The organism is Hwanghaeella sp. (assembly GCF_965227365.1).
Classification (GTDB): Bacteria; Pseudomonadota; Alphaproteobacteria; order UBA8366; family Aestuariispiraceae; genus Hwanghaeella.
In genome coordinates this window covers 1,088,430-1,108,246 of sequence record NZ_OZ245754.1, presented here as the reverse complement: position 1 = coordinate 1,108,246, position 19,817 = coordinate 1,088,430, and the positions used below count along the sequence as shown (strand labels likewise).

General features: G+C 61.1%; 20 protein-coding genes. 9 read left to right on the top strand and 11 right to left on the bottom strand.

The annotated features are described in order from the left end of the window. Positions 1-180: 180 nt before the first annotated feature. From mltG to ACQK2G_RS04960, 6 genes are all read right to left on the bottom strand, one after another. On the bottom strand, positions 181-1,164 hold the full coding sequence (gene mltG, locus ACQK2G_RS04985) for an endolytic transglycosylase MltG (protein ID WP_425403923.1): 984 nt from the start codon (positions 1,162-1,164) through the stop codon (positions 181-183). Between the two features lie 33 nt (positions 1,165-1,197). Beyond that, a complete protein-coding gene (gene fabF / locus ACQK2G_RS04980; RefSeq protein ID WP_425403922.1) occupies positions 1,198-2,460 on the bottom strand; it encodes a beta-ketoacyl-ACP synthase II in 1,263 nt (420 codons plus the stop codon). A gap of 62 nt (positions 2,461-2,522) precedes the next feature. Continuing rightward, on the bottom strand, positions 2,523-2,759 hold the full coding sequence (locus ACQK2G_RS04975) for an acyl carrier protein (protein ID WP_425403921.1): 237 nt from the start codon (positions 2,757-2,759) through the stop codon (positions 2,523-2,525). Between the two features lie 375 nt (positions 2,760-3,134). Then, positions 3,135-3,872 carry a 3-oxoacyl-[acyl-carrier-protein] reductase gene (fabG, locus tag ACQK2G_RS04970; RefSeq protein WP_425403920.1) on the bottom strand — a complete coding sequence of 246 codons (738 nt, stop codon included), beginning with the start codon at positions 3,870-3,872 and terminating at the stop codon, positions 3,135-3,137. Between the two features lie 134 nt (positions 3,873-4,006). Beyond that, positions 4,007-4,948, bottom strand: a complete 942-nt coding sequence (gene fabD / locus ACQK2G_RS04965; RefSeq protein WP_425403919.1) for an ACP S-malonyltransferase — start codon at positions 4,946-4,948, stop codon at positions 4,007-4,009. Between the two features lie 156 nt (positions 4,949-5,104). Beyond that, complete coding sequence (locus ACQK2G_RS04960; RefSeq protein ID WP_425403918.1) at positions 5,105-7,507, bottom strand: methyl-accepting chemotaxis protein; 2,403 nt, start codon at positions 7,505-7,507, stop codon at positions 5,105-5,107. Positions 7,508-7,651: 144 nt separating this feature from the next. On the opposite strand from ACQK2G_RS04960, the gene ACQK2G_RS04955 reads away from it, so the two are divergent. From ACQK2G_RS04955 to ACQK2G_RS04920, 8 genes are all read left to right on the top strand, one after another. Further along, the gene (locus tag ACQK2G_RS04955) at positions 7,652-8,233 is read left to right on the top strand and encodes a hypothetical protein (RefSeq protein ID WP_425403917.1); all 582 of its coding nucleotides are present in this window, start codon (positions 7,652-7,654) and stop codon (positions 8,231-8,233) included. A gap of 301 nt (positions 8,234-8,534) precedes the next feature. After that, positions 8,535-8,990, top strand: coding sequence for a 30S ribosomal protein S6 (gene rpsF, locus ACQK2G_RS04950; RefSeq protein WP_425403916.1), 456 nt, complete (start codon positions 8,535-8,537; stop codon positions 8,988-8,990). After that, positions 8,987-9,232, top strand: a complete 246-nt coding sequence (gene rpsR / locus ACQK2G_RS04945) for a 30S ribosomal protein S18 (RefSeq protein ID WP_425403915.1) — start codon at positions 8,987-8,989, stop codon at positions 9,230-9,232. Before rpsF ends, rpsR begins: the two co-directional genes overlap by 4 nt. A gap of 13 nt (positions 9,233-9,245) precedes the next feature. Continuing rightward, positions 9,246-9,893 (top strand): 50S ribosomal protein L9, encoded by a 648-nt coding sequence (gene rplI / locus ACQK2G_RS04940; protein WP_425403914.1) that lies wholly within the window; start codon positions 9,246-9,248, stop codon positions 9,891-9,893. Positions 9,894-10,093: 200 nt separating this feature from the next. After that, complete coding sequence (locus tag ACQK2G_RS04935) at positions 10,094-11,620, top strand: replicative DNA helicase (RefSeq protein WP_425403913.1); 1,527 nt, start codon at positions 10,094-10,096, stop codon at positions 11,618-11,620. Positions 11,621-11,625: 5 nt separating this feature from the next. Then, the gene (gene alr / locus ACQK2G_RS04930; protein WP_425403912.1) at positions 11,626-12,741 is read left to right on the top strand and encodes an alanine racemase; all 1,116 of its coding nucleotides are present in this window, start codon (positions 11,626-11,628) and stop codon (positions 12,739-12,741) included. After that, the gene (locus tag ACQK2G_RS04925; RefSeq protein ID WP_425403911.1) at positions 12,738-13,538 is read left to right on the top strand and encodes an MlaE family ABC transporter permease; all 801 of its coding nucleotides are present in this window, start codon (positions 12,738-12,740) and stop codon (positions 13,536-13,538) included. Before alr ends, ACQK2G_RS04925 begins: the two co-directional genes overlap by 4 nt. Positions 13,539-13,564: 26 nt before the next feature. Then, complete coding sequence (locus ACQK2G_RS04920) at positions 13,565-14,317, top strand: ABC transporter ATP-binding protein (RefSeq protein WP_425403910.1); 753 nt, start codon at positions 13,565-13,567, stop codon at positions 14,315-14,317. A 169-nt stretch (positions 14,318-14,486) separates the two neighbouring features. Here ACQK2G_RS04920 and ykgO read toward each other — a convergent pair whose 3' ends face one another. Together ykgO and ACQK2G_RS04910 are read right to left on the bottom strand one after the other, a co-directional pair. Next, entirely contained in the window at positions 14,487-14,612 is a 126-nt protein-coding gene (gene ykgO / locus ACQK2G_RS04915) for a type B 50S ribosomal protein L36 (RefSeq protein ID WP_425403909.1), read from the bottom strand. A 178-nt stretch (positions 14,613-14,790) separates the two neighbouring features. Beyond that, positions 14,791-15,753, bottom strand: coding sequence for a class I SAM-dependent methyltransferase (locus tag ACQK2G_RS04910; RefSeq protein ID WP_425403908.1), 963 nt, complete (start codon positions 15,751-15,753; stop codon positions 14,791-14,793). A gap of 250 nt (positions 15,754-16,003) precedes the next feature. Here ACQK2G_RS04910 and ACQK2G_RS04905 point away from each other — a divergent pair, with 250 nt between their 5' ends. Further along, on the top strand, positions 16,004-16,195 hold the full coding sequence (locus tag ACQK2G_RS04905) for a hypothetical protein (RefSeq protein WP_425403907.1): 192 nt from the start codon (positions 16,004-16,006) through the stop codon (positions 16,193-16,195). Positions 16,196-16,225: 30 nt separating this feature from the next. Here the strand turns inward: ACQK2G_RS04905 and dtd are convergent, their stop codons facing one another. The 3 genes from dtd to clpS form a co-directional block, all read right to left on the bottom strand. Next, positions 16,226-16,675, bottom strand: coding sequence for a D-aminoacyl-tRNA deacylase (gene dtd / locus ACQK2G_RS04900; RefSeq protein WP_425403906.1), 450 nt, complete (start codon positions 16,673-16,675; stop codon positions 16,226-16,228). 7 nt (positions 16,676-16,682) lie between these two features. Continuing rightward, positions 16,683-19,034, bottom strand: a complete 2,352-nt coding sequence (clpA, locus tag ACQK2G_RS04895) for an ATP-dependent Clp protease ATP-binding subunit ClpA (protein WP_425403905.1) — start codon at positions 19,032-19,034, stop codon at positions 16,683-16,685. A gap of 322 nt (positions 19,035-19,356) precedes the next feature. Next, complete coding sequence (gene clpS, locus ACQK2G_RS04890) at positions 19,357-19,752, bottom strand: ATP-dependent Clp protease adapter ClpS (RefSeq protein ID WP_425403904.1); 396 nt, start codon at positions 19,750-19,752, stop codon at positions 19,357-19,359. Positions 19,753-19,817: the final 65 nt, after the last annotated feature.

Genomic DNA, 19,817 nt, shown 5'->3' with positions numbered 1-19,817 from the left:
CAAGCCAGGAGCATCATTTTACCCCCTAAACCATACCCTCGTACTTTCGTATATATTTAGATTGAGTCTAAAAATCCATCCCTCGTTCGCCTAGGTGAATTGACCCAAGCGCCGGATGGTTCGGTTCAAAGGCCCGTTACGGCCCCGTCACAGGCTCAGGAAACCGCTGATTTGCAGGTATTATGGCTGGTTCTTTTTTTGAATGCGCCGCCACTTCGCAACGTTGCGGTTATGCTCCGCAAGCGTATTGGCGAAGGCATGTCCGCCCGTTCCGTCGGCCACGAAATAGAGCGCCGTGGTCGGCGTCGGATTCAACACCGCCGCGATCGCATCCCGCCCGGGATTGCAGATCGGCGCGGGCGGCAATCCGGGGATGACATAGGTGTTGTAGGGCGTGGGCGTGCGCAGGTCGGTCCGCGTCAGCAATCGTCCCAACGGCTGTTTCCCAAGCGTGATCCCGTAGGAGACGGTAGGGTCGGATTGCAGGCGCATCCCCCGCCTCAACCGATTGACGAAAACCCCGGCGACCTTGCCTCTTTCCGACGCCACGCCGGTTTCCTTCTCGACGATGGAGGCAAGGATCAAGGCTTCCTCCCAGGTGGAGAAAGGCAGATCCGCGGCCCGTTCGGGCCACAACGTCGTCTTCAAATCTTCCAGGCCGACCGCCATACGGTCGAGGATCATCCGCCGTGTCGCACCGCGCGTGTATTGATAGGTCTCGGGCAGAAAGGCGCCTTCCGCCGGAACCGCCGGAATGTCGCCCACCAGGTCTTCCTGAAGGCGCAGCAGGTCCACGATTTCGCTGCTGGTCAGACCTTCGGGAATGGTAACCGTATGTTGGACTACGTCATGGCGGGCGAGCTTGTCGATGATCTCCAACGCGGAAACCTGTGCCGGAAACCGGTATTCGCCGGCGGTCAAACGGGTATGACGAGGATCCAAGCGCGCACCGACCGCGAAAACCCGTGCGTCACGAACCAGTCCGTTTTCGGCCAACTGCCGCGCGATCGCCCTGAGGCTGCTGCCCGGTTCGATGATCACCGTGACCGGCGCGAGATTTCCGGCGGGTGCATGGAACGTTCTGTACCCCCAGGCGAAAACGCCGCCGGCTGTCAGCACGGCGGCGATCGCAATCAGGGTCAGGACTTTCAGGAGGTTCCGCATCGCTCCCTCGCGGTCCCGTAAACGCTAAGACGGTTACGGTGCCGGCCCGAAAATCAGGGACGCGTTCGTCCCGCCAAATCCGAAGGAGTTCGACAGCGCATAGTCCACCTTGCGTTCCTGCGCCGTCTGCGGCACCAGGTTCATGTCGCACCCGTCCGACGGATTTTCCAGGTTCAGCGTGGGCGGCAATACGCCGGTTTCGATCGCCTTGATCGAGAAGATCGCTTCCACCGCGCCTGCGGCCCCCAGAAGATGACCGATCGCGGATTTCGTCGAAGACATCGCAACGTTCTTCGCATGGTCGCCCAGTATCCGTTTGACCGAGCCGTGTTCGATCTCGTCGCCAAGCGGTGTCGAGGTGCCATGGGCGTTCACATAGTCGATCTTGTCGACATCGATCTTCGCCGTCCGGAAAGCACCCTTCATGGCCCGGAATCCGCCATTGCCGTCTTCGGCCGGCGCCGTCAGGTGATAGGCGTCACCGCTGAGGCCATAGCCCAGGACTTCTGCATAGATCTTCGCACCGCGTTTCTTGGCGTGCTCCAACTCTTCCAGCACGACGATGCCCGCGCCTTCGCCCATGACGAAACCGTCACGGTCCTTGTCCCAGGGACGGGAGGCCTTGGTCGGTTCGTCATTGAAGCCGGTGGAAAGCGCCCGCGCGGCCGAGAAACCGGCCAGGCCCATACGACAGACAGCCGCTTCGGTACCGCCCGCGATCATAACGTCCGCATCGCCCCACATGATCAACCGGGCAGCATCGCCGACCGCGTGCGAGCCGGTCGCGCAGGCCGTGACGACCGAATGGTTCGGGCCGCGGAAACCGTGCATGATGGAGACGAAACCAGAAGCCAGATTGATCAGGTTCGCCGGAATGAAGAACGGAGACAGCCGCCGGGGCCCTCGGTCCTGAACGATCAGCGTCCCTTCTGAAATCCCCTGCAGGCCGCCGATACCCGATCCGATCATCACGCCGGTCGCGTCGAGGTCTTCTTCCTCGGTCGGTTCCCAGCCGGCATCCTTCACGGCCTGCGCCGTCGCAGCGATGGCGTAGGTGATGAAGGTATCCATCTTCTTTTGTTCTTTACGTTCGACATAATCGTCGACGTTGAACTTGCCTTCAGATGTCTCGCCGACCGGAACGATCCCGGCGATCTTGGCCGGTAGGTCGGACACATCGAAGGATTGGATGGACTGGATACCGGACTCACCGGCGGTCAGCTTTTTCCAAACGTGATCGACACCGCAACCCAGTGGGGTCACGGCGCCAAGGCCGGTAACGACTACTCGTCTCATACTAACCCGCTCCGCCTGCTCAGCGACGACGGGCACGCCAGGCGCGCCCGTCCGCGACATTATTAGCCGGCGTTTTCGTCGATGAAGTTGATCGCGTCCTTAACGGTCAGGATCTTTTCCGCCGCATCGTCCGGGATTTCCACGCCGAACTCTTCTTCGAACGCCATGACCAGTTCAACGGTGTCCAAGCTATCGGCGCCAAGATCGTCAATGAAGCTGGCATTGTCTTCGACTTTGGATTCGTCGACGCCAAGATGTTCGACGACAATTTTCTTCACGCGCTCAGCAACGTCGCTCATTTCGTATTATCCTTCGTGCTGCGCCCCCCGAGAGGGGCGATCTTACTTATTCATCCTTAGGAGCACCCCGCCGACGTCGACCGCAGCGGCGAGACCCCATCCCAACGCCCCCTCGAGCCACTTGCGAACAGCAAGACAAGCAACCCGGAAACGCAATATCTGGGGACCCATCCCCGAAACGGCGCGTTAGGTAACACAGTTGCCAGGGCCGCGCCAGCCCCGCCTGATACACCTTCCTAGACCACGATTCGCCGGAAATCCCCACTTATCATGGCTTCGTCTTCGGCCCCATCTAGGGTGCGTCGCGGACAGGTGCAACGCCTAGTGTTCGAAGAATGTGTTCGACAAAAGTGTACGACAAACCGATCGCCGCGATCAGATCATCGCCATGCCGCCGTTGACGTGCAGCGTCTGCCCGGTGACATAGGATGCCTCCTCGGACGCAAGATACACGACACCCGCCGCGATATCCGCCGGGGTGCCCATGCGCCCTGCCGGAATGGCGGTGAGCAGCTTCTCGTGCTGCTGCTCCCCCAGCGCGTCGGTCATCGCCGTTTCAATGAAACCCGGGGCCAAACAATTCACCGTGATCCCGCGGCTCGCCACTTCCTGGGCGAGCGATTTGGACATCCCGATCATGCCCGCCTTGGAGGCGGCATAATTCGCCTGCCCCGGATTGCCGGTAACGCCGACGATCGAGGTGATGCCGACGATCCGGCCCCAACGGCGTTTCATCATCCCGCGCAAAACGGCGCGGGACAGCCGGAAAGCCGCCGTCAGATTCACATTCAGGACCGCATCCCAATCGTCGTCCTTCAGCCGCATGGCGAGGTTGTCACGGGTGAGACCTGCATTGTTGACCAGAATATCCAGCTGACCGGTCGCCTCTTCCGCCTGTTTGGCCAAGGCGTCCAGACTTGCCGCATCGCCCAGATTGGCGGGAACGACGAAGGTGCGATCGCCCAGTTCCGCCGCGACGGCTTCCAGGGCGTCGACCCGGGTTCCGCTGAGGATGACCGACGCGCCCTGCCCGTGCAGGGCTTTGGCGATCGCGCTCCCCAACCCGCCGGAGGCTCCGGTGACAAGTGCTGTCTTGCCGCTGAGATCGAACATACTCACCTTCCCGCTTTCTCTATATATTCCAATGTCGTCTTTTACCTGGCATCGCCGGGAAGACCCGGCACGCCTCGCCAGGGCTCCCTTAACGCGATTCTATCGCGGGCCTCCTCAAGATCTCACGATCCCGATCAGATCGAGCCCAGGAACGCCTCGATATCGGCAGGCGTGTTGACCGCTGTCCCGGTCATTTCCTTGTCGATGCGGCGAACCAGCCCGGTCAGCACCTTGCCGGCGCCGACCTCGACCAGAGTGTCCACGTTTTGCCCTTTCATGAACAGCACGCTTTCACGCCAGCGCACCCGACCGCAGACCTGCTGAACCAACAATTCGCGAATGCGGTCCGGCGAGGTCACGAATTCGGCCGTGACGTTGGCAACGAGCGGGAGGGACGGCGCCTGGATGTTCACCTTGCCCAGGGCATCCGCCATCGCTTCGGCGGCGGGCTGCATCATGTCGCAATGGAACGGCGCGGAAACCGGCAGCGGCATGGCGCGCTTGGCGCCCTTTTCCTTGGCGATCACCACCGCCCGCTCGATCGCAGCGGCCGCACCGCTCAAGACGATCTGGCCCGGCGCGTTGTCGTTCGCGGCGTTGCAGACTTCCCCCTGCGCCGCCTCTTCCGCGACCGCTTCCGCATCGGCGAGGTCCAACCCCAGGATGGCGGCCATCGCGCCCTCACCTACCGGGACCGCGGCCTGCATCGACTGACCGCGCAGCTTTAAAAGCCGCGCCGCGTCGGCGAGGCTGAAGGACCGCGCCGCCGCCAGCGCGGAATATTCGCCCAGGCTGTGCCCCGCGACGAGGTCGCCCAGATCGGCGAGCGACTTGCCGCTTTCGCTTTCGAGCACGCGCACCGCGGCCAAGCTTACGGCCATCAGGGCCGGTTGAGCATTTTCCGTCAGGGTCAGATCGCCTTCGGGGCCTTCCTTCATCAGACGGAAGAGGTGCTGTTGCAGTGCCTCGTCCACTTCCTCGAAGGTTTCCCGGGCCACCGGGAAGGCTTCCGCCAACTCGACTCCCATGCCAACCGCCTGCGATCCCTGTCCGGGAAATACGAATGCCCGCGCCATCTGAGCGCCCCCGCTTTGTCTTGATATGATTTGGTCCCCCTGCGCCGCGCAAGCGCCACAGGCCGGGGCCGTCCTTGCGCTCTTTTTACCGGCTCAATCGCGGTTGGCAAGGTGGCCCGGCCCCAATTCGGACAGACCGAACTGTTTACGGCGCGCTCAGCCGGACCGGACGCGGTTGAGGAAACTCTCCAACTCGGTCGCCATGTCGTCGGCCTTCTTACCGAGCTCGCCGATGGCACTGGTGATTTGCGAGGCGGCCGCACCGGTGTCATTGGCCGCGCGCTGCACGACCTCGACATTCTGGCTGACCCCCGCGGCGCTGCCGGAAGCAGCCTGCGCGCTTTGGGCAATTTCCCGGGTCGCGTCGTCCTGCTGCTCCACGGCCGATGCGATTTCGGACGCGATGGTGTGAACCTCGCGGATCGTCTCGCTGATCGAGCGGATGGCATCCACCGCGTTCTTGGTCACGCGCTGCATCGCCTCCACATGGGTCGCGATTTCCTCCGTCGCCTTGCCGGTCTGATTGGCCAGATTCTTGACCTCGCCCGCAACCACGGCGAATCCCTTTCCGGCATCGCCGGCGCGGGCCGCCTCGATCGTCGCGTTCAGCGCCAGCAGATTGGTCTGCTCGGCAATATCGTTAATGACGGTCAGTACGTCGCTGATCCGATTGCTCGCATCGGCCAGTTCTCCCACTGTTGCCGACGTGCTGTCCGCCGCCTGAACGGCGTTGGACGCGATCTCGGCCGATTGACCGACACGACGGTTCACATCCGCGATCGAGGCCGCGAGTTCCTCCGCCGCCGCAGCCATGGCCTGAACCGAGCCGTTCGCCGCTTCGGTAGCGCTCGCGGCGGAACTGCTCTGGTTGCGGGTATCGTCCGCGAGACTGGTCATTTGGTTCGCCGACTTGCCGATTTCTCGTGCCGAGTTGCGAACCGAATCCACAGCCGATCCCAGCGCTTTCTGGAAATCGTCCGCCATGCGCATCATGTTCGCCTTCTTCTCGCGCTCGGCTTCCTCTGCGCGCGCGGCTTCCTGTTCACGATGCTGACGCACTTCGATCGCTTGCGCCTTGAACACTTCGACCGCGCCCGCCATTTCGCCGACCTCGTCCGCGCGTCCCGCGCCGGGAATTTCGACATCGAGCTCGTCGTTGCTCAACCGTTCCATCGCTTCGCTGATCTGGTGCAGCGGCTTAGAGATGCTTCGGCCCATGAAGAGCGCGATCACGACACCAAGGACGATGGCCGCGATGCAGGCCCCGATGATCAGCGTGCCGCTGTTCGAGCGGGTGGTCTCCAGGCTGGCCGTCATCATTTCTTCGACCTGCGAGAAGGCGGATAGCGCCCGGTTCAAGTCCTCGGTCATGACCGCCTCGGCCTGATTGATGTCCGACAGCACGCCGCCGGTTTCCCGGGCGAGGGCCCGAAACTCATCCATGGCCTGGGCAAACTTGGCCAAGTTTTCCGTCGCGCCGGTGCCTTCCGCGAATTGCTGCGCGCTTTCCGTCAGCGCCGCGCCGGCATCCAGGGCCTCTTCGATCCGTGTTGCTGCGTCCCCGTCCCCACCGACAAGATCACGCTGGGCGATGCCGGCAAGCCGGACCGCGCCGACCAGTTGCGACGAAGCAAGGCGCAACGCGGACATGCGCGCCATGGTCGCGCGACTGTCCTCCGCCTGCGCCGTCGCCTCCGCGATCGCCTTGGCGTTGCGCTTGCTGAGCGCATCCGTGAAGGCGCCGATCTTGGTACTCGATTTCCGCAGGTTTTCCTGTGCCTCGGTCGGATCGGACGCGGCCGTGAAGGCTTTGGTCAAAGCTTGAAAAGATTTCCGGTACACATTGACCGCATCGGCGATCTTGGCGGCGATCGCTTCCTCTTCCGAGCCTTTCGTCGCCTTTTTCATGCGCAGGGCCGTTAGAAACATACCTTTTGTGAAGTCGTTGGTGGCCTGAAGATCCTCTTCGGACCAGGACAGACGATAGGCGGTCTCTGACTGGCGGGCTTTGAGGGCGAGATTGACGAGTTCCTTGGCAAATTCGTTCGTCCCAAGCCGTTTCTCGCTCAGCGCATTGGCCTCTTCCAAAGCAACTTCGGCCTGCTGTGCGAAAACCGCCGCTTCGGCGCTAATATCATCCGCCAGGGAGGCCATATCGGCCATCGCCCGATCCGCCTTCGCGGACAATTCATTCCCGGTGGCGACCAGTTCCTTCATTTTCGCAACCGCGTGCTCGAAACCGGAAATCGCCTCAACCGCTTGCGCAACATCCGCCTTCAGCGCGTCGTCATCGGCATTCTCCTGCAGGGCTTTGGCATCAGCCAGCGCCTGCAACAGGATCTCGTCCGCCCGCTCGCCGACCTCCGGCGATCGTGACAGGCGAAACTCCGCGACGGTCTGCGATGCCTTGGCCAGGTTACCGGACAGTTCGCTCACTTTATCCAGTGCGCCGACGCCGGCCGAATAGGTGCCGAGCGCCGAATAACCGACCGCGCCGATCACGCCGGTCAAGACAAGCACCGCCGCGAAACCAAGCCCTAACTTCGGACCTATGCGCATGGGATTCCCTCCAGACTTTTGTCGATATTTTTCATCATTCTGATGCATCAACATTAATTATCCGTTTACGAAAATGTGCGAAAAAAACATCAGGAAACACGCATCTAAAGAACAACCACACGACTCGAAAGCGGAGGAAAACTTATGAAAAACAAAATCTTAGGCGTTGCTTTTTCGGGAATTCTGGTCTGCATGTCGGCGACCAGCGCCCTGGCGAATGAATTCGAAGCGCAAATATTGGATATTTTGAACAACCAGGTCCGAACCTGGCTCAGCGACCCCGCTATTGTGGATGCGGTCAAAGCCCAGAACACGGAACACGCCAACCTCGGTGACGCGGATATCGACGCGCTGGACAAGAAGTGGCGCGCCGAAGCAGAGGCCGGCGGCGGCGAGTTGATCAACCGCGTGCTCGGCAAGGACATCTCCAAATTCCTGACCGGCAAGAAGGAAGGCTCGAACGGCATTTTCAGCGAAATCTTCGTGATGGATAACAAGGGATTGAATGTCGGCCAGAGCGACGTGACCTCCGACTACATGCAGGGTGACGAAGGCAAGTGGCAGAAAACCTACCAAGCCGGACCGGACGCGGTTTTCGTCGATGAGGTGGAATTCGACGACAGTTCGCAAACCTTCCAGTCCCAGGTCAGCGCAACCGTCGTGGACCCCACCGACGGCAAGCCGATCGGCGCCATCACCCTCGGCATCAACGTAGAGAACCTGTAAACGCCGCCAAGGCCGCTACGAAGGTGATAAGGGAGCGCTTCGGCGCTCCCTTTTTCTTTGCCCCACACACGCGACAAAGCGCGGAAATCCGGGATTTAGGGCTTGCATCGGCAGGGTGCAGCCCGTATAAGCCGCCGGTCGCGCCGAAGAGAGTTTCCGCGTGACTTAACTCCTTGCCGGCGGATAGCGACCCGAATGCCAAAACCATGGGGTCCGACAAGCCGTCGGCTGGATCCAGGCGGCAGAGCCGGAATGGCCGGAAACTGCGCTGGATCGAAACGAGCCGAAGGGAGATACACTCGTGGCTTTTTATGAAACCGTGTTCATCGCACGGCAGGACATTTCCGCCGCCCAGGTGGAAACGCTCGCCGACCAGTATGCGGAACACATCACCTCCAATGAAGGCAAGATTTCCCGTCGGGAAAGCTGGGGCCTGAAGAACTTGGCCTACCGGATCAAAAAGAACCGGAAGGGTCACTATGTCATGTTCAACTACGACGCCAAGCCGGAAGTCGTCGCGGAAATGGAACGCGTCATGCGCCTTTCCGAAGACGTCCTGCGGTACATGACGGTCCGTACCGACGACCTGCCGGAAGAGCCCAGCGCCGTCCTGCAGCGCCGGGAAGAACGCGGCCGTGGCGATCGCGGAGACCGTGGTGACCGCGGCGATCGTGGTGACCGTGGAGATCGCGGCGACCGTGGCTATCGCCCGCGCCGTGAAGACCGTTCTGCCCAAACGGAAGGAGCTCAAGAATGAGTACGCGCCCATTCGGCCGGCGGCCGTTTTTCCGCCGCAAGAAGTCCTGCCCGTTCTCCGGTCCGAACGCTCCGACGATCGACTACAAGGATGTGAAGTTGCTGCAGCGCTTCATCTCCGAACGCGGCAAGATTGTTCCGTCCCGCATCACCGCGGTCAGCATCAAGAAGCAGCGTCAGCTCGCCAAGGCGATCAAGCGCGCGCGCTATCTCGGTCTGCTGCCCTACGTCCTGAATAACTAGAGGGGACGACATCATGCAGATCATCCTTTTGGAACGGGTCGAGAAACTGGGCCAGATGGGCGACCAGGTTAAGGTCAAGCCCGGCTTTGCCCGGAACTACCTGTTGCCGCAGGGCAAAGCGCTTCGCGCCACGCCTGACAACATCAAGCGGTTCGAAACCGAACGTGCCCAGCTGGAAGCCCAGAACCTGGAACGCCGCAACGAAGCCGAGGCGGTTGCCGCCAAGATGGCCGACCTGTCGGTCGTGATCATCCGCGCTGCCTCCGAAGCCGGCCATCTGTACGGTTCGGTCAATGCCCGCGACATCGCCGAGGTGGTTACCGCCGCCGGCTTTACGGTGACGCGCGGCCAGATCGTTCTGGACAAGCCGATCAAGACGCTCGGCATCTTCGACATTCGCGTCCGCCTGCACCCGGAAGTCACCGAGGTGGTGAAGGTCAACGTCGCGCAGTCCGAAGAAGAAGCCCAGGCCCAGGCCGACCGCGTCGCACGCGGTGAGCCGGCGGTTCTGACGGCTGCCCTGCTGGACCAGCAGGAAGCCGCGCAGATTGCCGCCGAGCATGCCGAAGCCATGGCCGAAGCCGCCGCCGCCAACGAAGCGGCGGAAGCAGCGGAAGCCGAAGGCGAAGCGACGGAAGGGGACGAAGGCGAAACCGCCTGATCCCGAATCGGATTACCGTCCATGGGGCGTCCCCGGAGAAATCCAGGGACGCCCTTTCGGTTTCTTGTGGAAGGGTCTCGTGGACGTCCGGGCCGACCCGAGGGTCAATTGTCAACGTCCCCGTTATCCAAGTTTTCCACAGGAACGTTTCACTATTCGTTCTTCCTGACGGACCGGCGCGATGGGCCTAGTGTGACAGTATGACGACATCGGCGATACAGAACGTTCACAGCCTGGTTGAAGGCGACGGAAACGAGCGCATCTTGCGCGAAGCCCCGCATAACCTGGAAGTGGAAGCCGCCCTGCTTGGGGCGATCCTACGGAACAACCGCACCTTCGAGCAGGTCGGAGACCTGCTGTCCTCGGAACATTTCTATGCGCCCGAGCATCAGCGCATATTCAAGGCCATCAAGCAGGTGACGGAAAAGGGGCAGGTCGCGAATGCGACGACCCTGGCCCATATCCTGGATTCCGACCCTCTGGTGAAGGAGGTCGGCGGCTCGACCTATCTTTATGAACTCGTCGCCAATGTCATCTCGGTCATCAATGCGAAGGACTACGCGGAGACGATCCGCGACCTTTACCTGAAGCGCGAGTTGATCACGCTGGGCGAGATGGTCGTGAATGAGGCTTATGACCTCGAGGATATCGACGACGTCGCCGAAAAGCAGATCGAGCGCGCCGAGCACCGCCTCTACACTCTGGCCACCACCGGCGAAGTGGATCGCGGTGTAACGACCCTGAAAACCGCGGTCGAAGTCGCGCTGGAAGCGGCCGAGCAGGCCTATCAGCGGGACAGTCATCTGGTCGGCGTGACCACCGGCTTCCGGGATGTCGACCAGATGCTGGGCGGTCTGCACCGGTCGGACTTGCTGATCCTGGCCGGACGCCCGTCGATGGGAAAAACTGCCTTGGCCACCAACATGGCGTTCAACGCCGCCAAGGCCTACAAGCGGATCGAGGACGAGGCCGGCAATGTCCGGGAGGAAGGCGGCAAGGTGCTGTTCTTCTCGCTCGAAATGTCCGCCGAGCAGTTGGCCGGCCGTATCCTGTCGGAACGGTCGGAAGTATCCTCCGACAAGATTCGCCGCGGTGAGATCGAGAATGACGAATTCGAACGCCTGGCCATCGCCGCGCATGAAATGTCGCAGGTCCCGCTGTTCATCGACGACACCCCAGCCCTTTCGATCACCGGGCTGCGGCAGCGCGCGCGTCGCGTGAAACGCCAGCACGGCCTCCACTTCATCGTGGTCGACTATCTGCAGCTGCTGCAGGGACCGCCGGAAAAACGGTCAGACAACCGCGTGCAGGAAGTCTCCGACATTACCCGCGGGCTGAAAACGCTGGCGAAGGAACTGGATGTGCCCGTCCTGGCGCTCAGCCAGTTGAGCCGTCAGGTCGAACAGCGCGAAGACAAGCGCCCGCAGCTCTCCGACCTGCGTGAATCGGGCTCGATCGAACAGGATGCGGACGTGGTGACCTTCATTTACCGGCCCGAATACTATTTGCAGCGCGAGCATCCCACGGAACGGCAGAACGAAGCGCCGGACAAATTCCAGGAACGGGTCGAACGCCATAACCAGCGTCTGGCCGACAGCCGCAACATCGCCGAAGTGATCATCGCCAAGCAGCGTCATGGTCCGATCGGCATTATTGAATTGTTCTTCGACGGCAACTACACGCGCTTCGCGGACCTGGACAGACACCATGACGATGGTGGATTCTAATTCGCATGACATCATTTCCTTCCGGCCCGGCCTATGCCCCGGCCCTGTTGACCATCGACCTGGACGCCCTTGCCTGGAACTGGCGGTTCCTGGCCGATAAGGCCGCGCCCGCCAAATCGGCCGCCGTCGTAAAAGCGAACGGGTATGGATTGGGCACCGCGCCGGTGGTGACCACCCTGGCATCGGCGGGCTGCCGACTGTTCTTCACCGCCCATCTCAGCGAGGCCATCAAGGTGCGCGAAGCGCTGCCGGATCCGGATATCGAGATCGGCGTGCTGAACGGGCTCATGACCGGGGAAGAACAAGCCTATCCGGAACACAACCTGTTCCCGGTTCTGAACGACCTGTCGCAGGTCGACCGTTGGGCCGCTTTCTGCGCCGCGCACGGCCCGCGCGCCGCCGCGGTGCAACTGGACAGCGGCATGACACGCGTCGGCCTGCCGGCAGCCGAGGCTGAAACCCTCGCCGCCGATCCGGGCCGCATCGCAGGCTTCGAATGCCGATACCTGATGAGCCATATGGCCTGCGCGGACGAACCGGACCATCCCTTGAACGCACGACAACGTGATCGTTTCGCGGCGATGGTTCCGCGCATTCCGCACAGCCATGCCATGCTTGCCGCCAGCAGCGCGACCTTCCTGGGGCCGGCCTGGCATTTCGACTATATCCGCCCGGGCGTTGCTCTCTATGGCGGCAGACCGAACACCCTGGCACCGAACCCGATGCGCCAGGTCATCACGCTGGAAGGAAAAATCCTTCAAATCCAGGACGTTGACGCCCCTCAGACCGTTGGATATGGTGCCGGCCATCAGGTTGAAAAACCGGGCCGGATCGCCACGATAGGCGTGGGTTACGCGGACGGTTATCTTCGATCGCTCAGCAACAAGGCCACGGCCGTTCTGCACGGCGTGACCGTACCTTTGGTTGGCCGCGTATCCATGGATCTCATCACGTTCGACATCACCGCCGTGCCCGACGCCAAGGTCGGCGACGCCGTGGAACTGATCGGACCGTCACATACGATCGACGATCTGGCGGACCAGGCAGGCACGATCGGATATGAAATCCTGACCAGCCTGGGCCCCAGGTATGCCCGCCGCTATGTCGGGGTCCCGCAATGAGCGCGGTCGGTGGTTCGGGCCCCCTTGAGCTGCTGCGCCGTGTCGGCGCCGCGATCCTCGGCTTTCTGGAAGCCACCGGCAAACTGACCGTCTTCGCGATCACAGGCATTTCGCACTGCGTCCGCCCGCCGATCTATTTTCGGCTTGTCGGGCAGCAGATGATCGACATCGGCTATTACTCCCTGCCCGTCGTCGGTTTGACGACGCTATTCGCCGGCATGGTGCTGGCGCTGCAAAGCTATACCGGCTTCGCGCGGTTCTCCGCCGAAAGCGCCATTCCGAACGTTGTCGTTCTGTCGATCACGCGTGAATTGGGGCCCGTCCTGGCCGGCCTGATGATCGCCGGACGGATCGGCGCAGCCATGGCGGCGGAACTGGGTACAATGCGTGTGACCGAGCAGATCGACGCGTTGGAGACCCTCAGCACCAATCCCTACAAATACCTGGTCGCACCGCGCCTGATCGCCGGCGTGACCATGATGCCCTTGCTGGTCCTGGTCGGTGACGTCATCGGAGTCTTCGGCGGCTATATCGTCTCAATCTACAAATTGGGTTTCAACGCCTCGGCCTATCTTCAAAACACCTGGGAGTTCCTGGAGGTACAGGATGTCGTTTCCGGGCTGGTAAAGGCTGCCGTCTTCGGGTTTCTGGTCGCGCTGATGGGCTGCTACCATGGTTACAAGAGCCGCGGCGGCGCACAGGGTGTCGGCGCCGCCACGACGAATTCCGTGGTCAGCGCCTCCATCCTGATCCTGGTTTTCAACTACATCATCACCGAGCTGTTTTTCGCGCAATGAACGGAACCGTCACTCCGAAGATCAAGATGACCGGGGTCCGCAAGGCCTTCGGCCCCAAGGTCGTTCTGGACAGTTTCGATCTTGAGGTTCTGCCCCGGGAATCCGTGGTGATCATCGGTGGGTCCGGCTCCGGCAAATCCGTCTCTCTGAAATGCATATTGGGTCTTTTGGAGCCGGATGAAGGCAAGATCGAAATCGACGGCGTCGATGTCTCCAGTCTTTCCCATTCGGACCGGGAGGAAGTGAATTCCCGCATCGGGATGCTGTTCCAGAACGCCGCGCTGTTCGATTCCCTGCCGGTCTGGGAAAACGTTGCCTTCGGCCTGATCCAGGGCAAGCGCATGTCCCGCAATGCCGCCAAGGACATCGCGATCGACAAACTGGCCCAGGTCGGCCTGGGGGCCGATGTCGGCGAATTGAGCCCGGCCGAATTATCCGGCGGCATGCGCAAGCGCGTCGGTCTGGCCCGGGCCATCGCCGGCGACCCCGATATCATCTTCTTCGACGAACCGACCACCGGCCTGGATCCGATCATGGGCCACATGATCGACAACCTGATCGTCGAATGCGTCCGGAAGGTCGGCGCGACAGCGCTGACAATCACCCATGACATGCCGAGTGCGCGGCGCATCTCGGACCGGATGGCGATGCTCTACAAGGGCAAGAATATATGGCAGGGCGCAACTGCGTCGATCGACGACAGCGGCAACGACTATGTCGATCAGTTTATCAAGGGCAGTGCCGAAGGCCCGATCAAGATGGAAGTCTTCCGGCCCTAGACCGGATCCCGCCCAGCCGACCGGTTTTACGAGACCACACCAACGACCTATCCACGGTGCCATCTCGGCATCCGCGCATACGAAAAGCCGCATCGAAAGATGCGGCTTCTCCACCGTCACGGTCTACCCACCGCGCCCCGGTCGCCCCGGGCGCAGGCGGATACCGAAATCAGCCCTGGCGGGCCTTGAACCGCGGGTTCGTCTTGTTGATGACGTAAACACGCCCCTTGCGGCGGATAACGCGGCAATCCTTGTGGCGGCTCTTCAACGTCTTCAGCGAGCTAGCGACACGCATAACACATCTCCGTAAGCGCCAATGTTTCGCCCGCAGGGTTCGGCGGGCTTTGCGGCGCAACATGTTCCCGAAAGAGCGCGGAACATAGGCAGGCAGACTGGGGCTGTCAAGCCATGGAAAGCCCGGGAAACAGCCTTTTCCTTCCCCATTCTCAGCCCGGCCCGATGCCGGGGCGGGCTCAAGGCTTCTTGATGCCGTGGACCCGTATGAGACGGACCTTTCCCGCTTGCAGGGCGCGCATGAGATAGACCCAGTATTCGGCCTCGATCATCATCCGGCTGACGAAATCGCGGTCCAGGTCATCCCGTGACATCCCGTCGACGAAAGCCGCCCATCCTTGCAGCACATAGGAGTGATAGACATCCGATTCGTCCTCTTCGACCCGAACGTCGAAACCGAGCGACTCGAGCAGCGGCGCATAGGACCCGACAATGTCGGGCGCCGCATCGGCGGCATCCCGTTTCAGCCAGGCACCGATCGCGCGATCGGTGCGATACACCTCTTTCGCCAGCATCAAGTCGGTGAGCACGATATGACCGAACGGCCGGATCGCCTCGGCGACCTTTGTCAGGAACGCCTCTCTTTCCGGTATGGCATACAGGGTCTCACGGATCAGGGCGCCATCGAATGAAGCCGGCTTCAAACTGACTTTATTCGGCTCGTAGGCGGTAATGGGCACCTTGCGGTCCAGGCCCTTCGCCTTGCTGATCGCGGCGCCGTGCTGCGCCAATTCCGGGTTGCGCTCAAGGCCGGTAACCCAAATCCCGAGCTCCTTGTGGATCTGCCGTGCCCCGCCGCCGAGGCCGGCGCTGAGATCCAGCAGCGAGTTCTCGCTGGTCAGGGCCATCGGGCGAACCAGACGAACGGCGAATTCCGTACCGCCGGGCCTTACAACCTCGAACTCCTCGCCCCATAGACGACGACAGAAGCTGAGCCGGGATTCCGGCCAGCTCTTCAGCGGCCCCTCACTCTCCTGGATATCGACTTCGATCGCCGCGGGGCTCGGCGCCGGAGGCTGTGTCGCTTGATCGGGGCTCTTCGCCCGAACGACGGCTTCCGGTTCAATACCTTCCCACCAGGCCTTGAACCGGTCCATCAACGGTATGTAACCGTCATCCTTGTCCTTCGCGTTCTTCGCCACCCCGTCCAACCTTTTGTTTTTGCGGCCATAAACGCCAATGCCGCGCCAGCACAGCCCAACAATCGTAAATTTCTATTCAGCGTGAACAATAGTTGCTTCAGAGGATAGATAAAATGCCGCGCGATTTTTAATTATTTCCGAATCACTTCGCCTTGAAATTGAACATTTATTGCCGCATTTCCGCCGTATTGGGTCATTAGAAACCCTCATAACAGTGTTGAGCACAATCTTCGGCATGCGAGTGACGAACATGGGTGAATACGAACGGCAACAGGCAGTCCACAGGGAACTGCGCGACGGTGACTTCGGACCGCAAAAGTCCCTGTTTCGAATGAACGACGATCAGGTCACGCGCTTCATCCGGGCCTATGGGATTGCGACGGTTGCCGTATTCGGGACATTGGGCGGGCTTGCGGTTTTGAGCATCGCCAGTCTGGCGTGACGGGCGTAAGCCCCCTTCCAACCCAAACCTTCATCGGGGATCGCGGCTATCCATCCAGATCGTGATGGGACCGTCATTTACGAGTGATACCTTCATCTCCGCGGCGAAGCGGCCGGTTTCCACCGGCACCCCTTCGCTGCGCAGTGCCTCACAAAAATGCTCGTACAGACGCTTGCCGAGTTCAGGTTCGGCCGCGTCGGAAAAGCCGGGACGGTTTCCCTTCTTCCATCGTGCCGCGAGGGTAAACTGGCTGACCGCGAGAACCGCCCCGCCAATATCTGCGACGGACCGGTTCATCTTGCCGTCATCGTCGCTGAAGATCCGCATCAATACGACCTTGCGGGCAAGATAGGCGGCGTCCTCCTCGGTATCGCCCGGCTCGGCACAAACAAAGACCAGCACCCCCTGCCCGATACGCCCCACGCAGGCGCCGTCGACATCGACGGCCGCCTCCGCGACGCGCTGCAACAGAAGTTTCAACCCTCGCCTATTCGACGTATTCGGGTTCTTTGGAGGATGCCCCGCCACCGCGTTTGCGCGGCTTCGCACCGGACTTCTTCGGACCGCCCTTGGACTTCTCGTCTTCGAACCGGAAGTAGAGTTTGTCCTCTTTCTGGTCCTTATCGACGATGACCAGGCCGCCATTCGCCAGGTTGCCGAACAACAGTTCCTCAGCCAGCGGCTGCTTGATGTTGTCCTGGATGACCCGGGCAAGCGGTCGGGCGCCGTAAAGCCGGTCATACCCCTTCTTGCCGAGCCATGAACGCGCGGCGTCGGTCAGTTCGATGGCAACATCGCGGTCGCCCAGCTGGGCTTCCAACTCGATGACGAACTTGTCGACAACACGACCGATTACGTCTTCCGAGAGATAATCGAACGGAATGACCGCATCCAGACGGTTCCGGAATTCCGGCGTGAACATGCGTTCGACCGCTTCCTTGTCCGCCCCGGCGCGGTCTTCCCGGCCGAACCCGATGGCGGGCTTGGCCATTTCCGATGCCCCGGCATTGGTGGTCATGATCAGGACAACGTTCCGGAAATCGACGGTCTTGCCGTTATTGTCCGTCAGCTTCCCGTAATCCATGACCTGCAACAGGATGTTGAAGAGGTCGGGGTGCGCCTTTTCGATTTCGTCCAGCAACAGCACGCAATGCGGCGTTTGGTCGATGGCGTCCGTCAACAGACCTCCCTGGTCGAAACCGACATAACCAGGAGGCGCGCCAATGAGGCGGGACACGGTGTGCCGTTCCATGTATTCCGACATGTCGAACCGCTTCAGTTCCACGCCGAGCGTCTTGGCCAGCTGCCTGGCGACTTCGGTCTTGCCCACCCCGGTCGGACCGGAGAAGAGGTAGCTGCCGATCGGCTTTTCCGGATCGCGCAGACCGGCCCGCGACAGTTTGATCGCCGAGGCCAGTGCCGTGATCGCCGGGTCCTGTCCGTAGACAACCATCTTCAGATCGGATTCCAGAGTCTTCAGCGCTTCGCGGTCGTCGCGGGTCACCTGTTTCGGGGGGATCCGCGCGATTTTCGCAACGACCGATTCCACGTCCTTCACACCGATCGTCTTCTTGCGGCGGGATTCCGGTACCAGCATCTGGGCCGCGCCGACCTCGTCGATGACGTCGATCGCCTTGTCCGGAAGTTTCCGGTCGTTGATGTAACGAGCCGACAGATCGACGGCCGTCTTGATGGCGTCGTTGGTATACCGAACCTTGTGATGTTCCTCGTAGTAAGGCTTCAGCCCCTTCAGAATCTTGATCGTATCCTGGATTGAGGGCTCCGTGACGTCGATCTTCTGGAACCGACGGGCGAGTGCCCGATCCTTTTCGAAGTAACCACGGAACTCCTTGTAGGTCGTCGAACCGATGCAGCGCAGCGACCCGCTGGCCAGTGCCGGTTTCAGAAGGTTGGACGCATCCATCGCGCCGCCCGTGGTCGCCCCCGCACCGATCACGGTGTGGATCTCGTCGATAAACAGGATGGCGCCTTCGGTCTCTTCCATCTCCTTCATCACGGCTTTCAAGCGTTCCTCGAAATCACCGCGATACCGGGTACCCGCCAGCAGCGTTCCCATATCGAGCTGGAAGATCGTGCAGTCCTTCAGGACGTCGGGCACATCGCCTTCCACGATCCGCTTGGCCAGGCCTTCAGCGATGGCGGTCTTGCCGACGCCCGGGTCACCCACCAGCAGCGGGTTGTTCTTGGTCCGGCGGCACAGGATCTGGATCGTCCGTTCGACTTCCGCCGCGCGGCCGATCAACGGATCAATCTTGCCTTCCTGCGCCTTCTTGTTCAGGTCGACGCAATAAGCATCCAGGGCTTCCGAACCTTCCTTGTTCACTTCTTCCGCCTTGGCGTCCTCGTCGGCGCCGCTCACCGGCCGGGCCGTTCCGGTCTGACCGGGCACCTTCGCGATGCCGTGGCTGATATAGTTTACCGCGTCGAACCGGGTCATGTCCTGCAACTGCAGGAAATACACCGCGTGGCTTTCACGCTCCGAGAAAATGGCGACAAGCACATTGGCGCCCGTGACTTCCTCACGGCCGGAGGATTGGACATGAATGGCGGCACGCTGGAGGACACGCTGGAACCCGGCTGTCGGCTTCGGATCGTCCTCGGACGCAGCGATCAGGGAGGAGAGATCGTTGTCCAGGTAATCGACGACATCGCCACGCAGTTTTTCCAGTTCGACACCGCAGGCCCGCAGGACCGCAATCGCATCCTGGTCTTCGGCCAATGCCAGAAGGAGATGCTCCAAGGTCGCGTATTCGTGCCGACGCGTTCGTGCATGCGCCAGGGCCCGATGCAAGGTTTCCTCAAGGTTTTTCGACAGCATCTCTAATCAAATCCTTTCTTGCCGCAGTACTTTGGCAGCTCTCGCTGCGGCAACTGTACCTAAGAAAACCGGGCGAACGGGAATCCGCCGAAGCCTTCTATAATGATTGTGGGGTGAGGCACGCCGGTTTGCCAGCCCCGATTTTGCGATAAATGTGTGACCCCCGATTTGTTGGGCGGATTTGCCGCTTCTCGGCACACCGGGTTCCGCCTGATGCAGCCTCACCATTCGGCGGGCCCGAGCTTCTTGGACGATACTGTCAGTTGGATCCGCAAGATCCGTTCCAGTCACGTTTTTTCCCCAATCACACCGATGGGCCCAATCACTCTTTTTCCAGGGTGCACTGCAGGGGATGCTGCTCCTTGCGGGCCAGATCCATCACCTGGTTCACCTTCGTTTCGGCTATGTCGTAGGTGTAAACGCCGCAGATTCCGACGCCGCGCCGGTGGACATGAAGCATGATCTGCGTCGCTTCTTCCCGACTCTTGCTGAAATACTGCTCGAGAACGAATACGACGAACTCCATCGGCGTATAGTCGTCGTTCAGCATCAGGACCTTGTACATCGACGGTTTCTTGGTCTTCGGCTTCGCCCGGGTCAGCAGGCCCGTGCCGGATTGGCCGTCGGAATCGTCGCCGTCACCATCCTCGTCGCTTGCGCGCGGCGGCGCGAAAGAACCGCCACTTGCCGAAAACACGCCGATCATTCCGTCCGTCATCGTTATCCTTGGTCCATGCGTACGGCCGCACCTCGACCGGGGCAGCCATTCGATTGTTAATAATA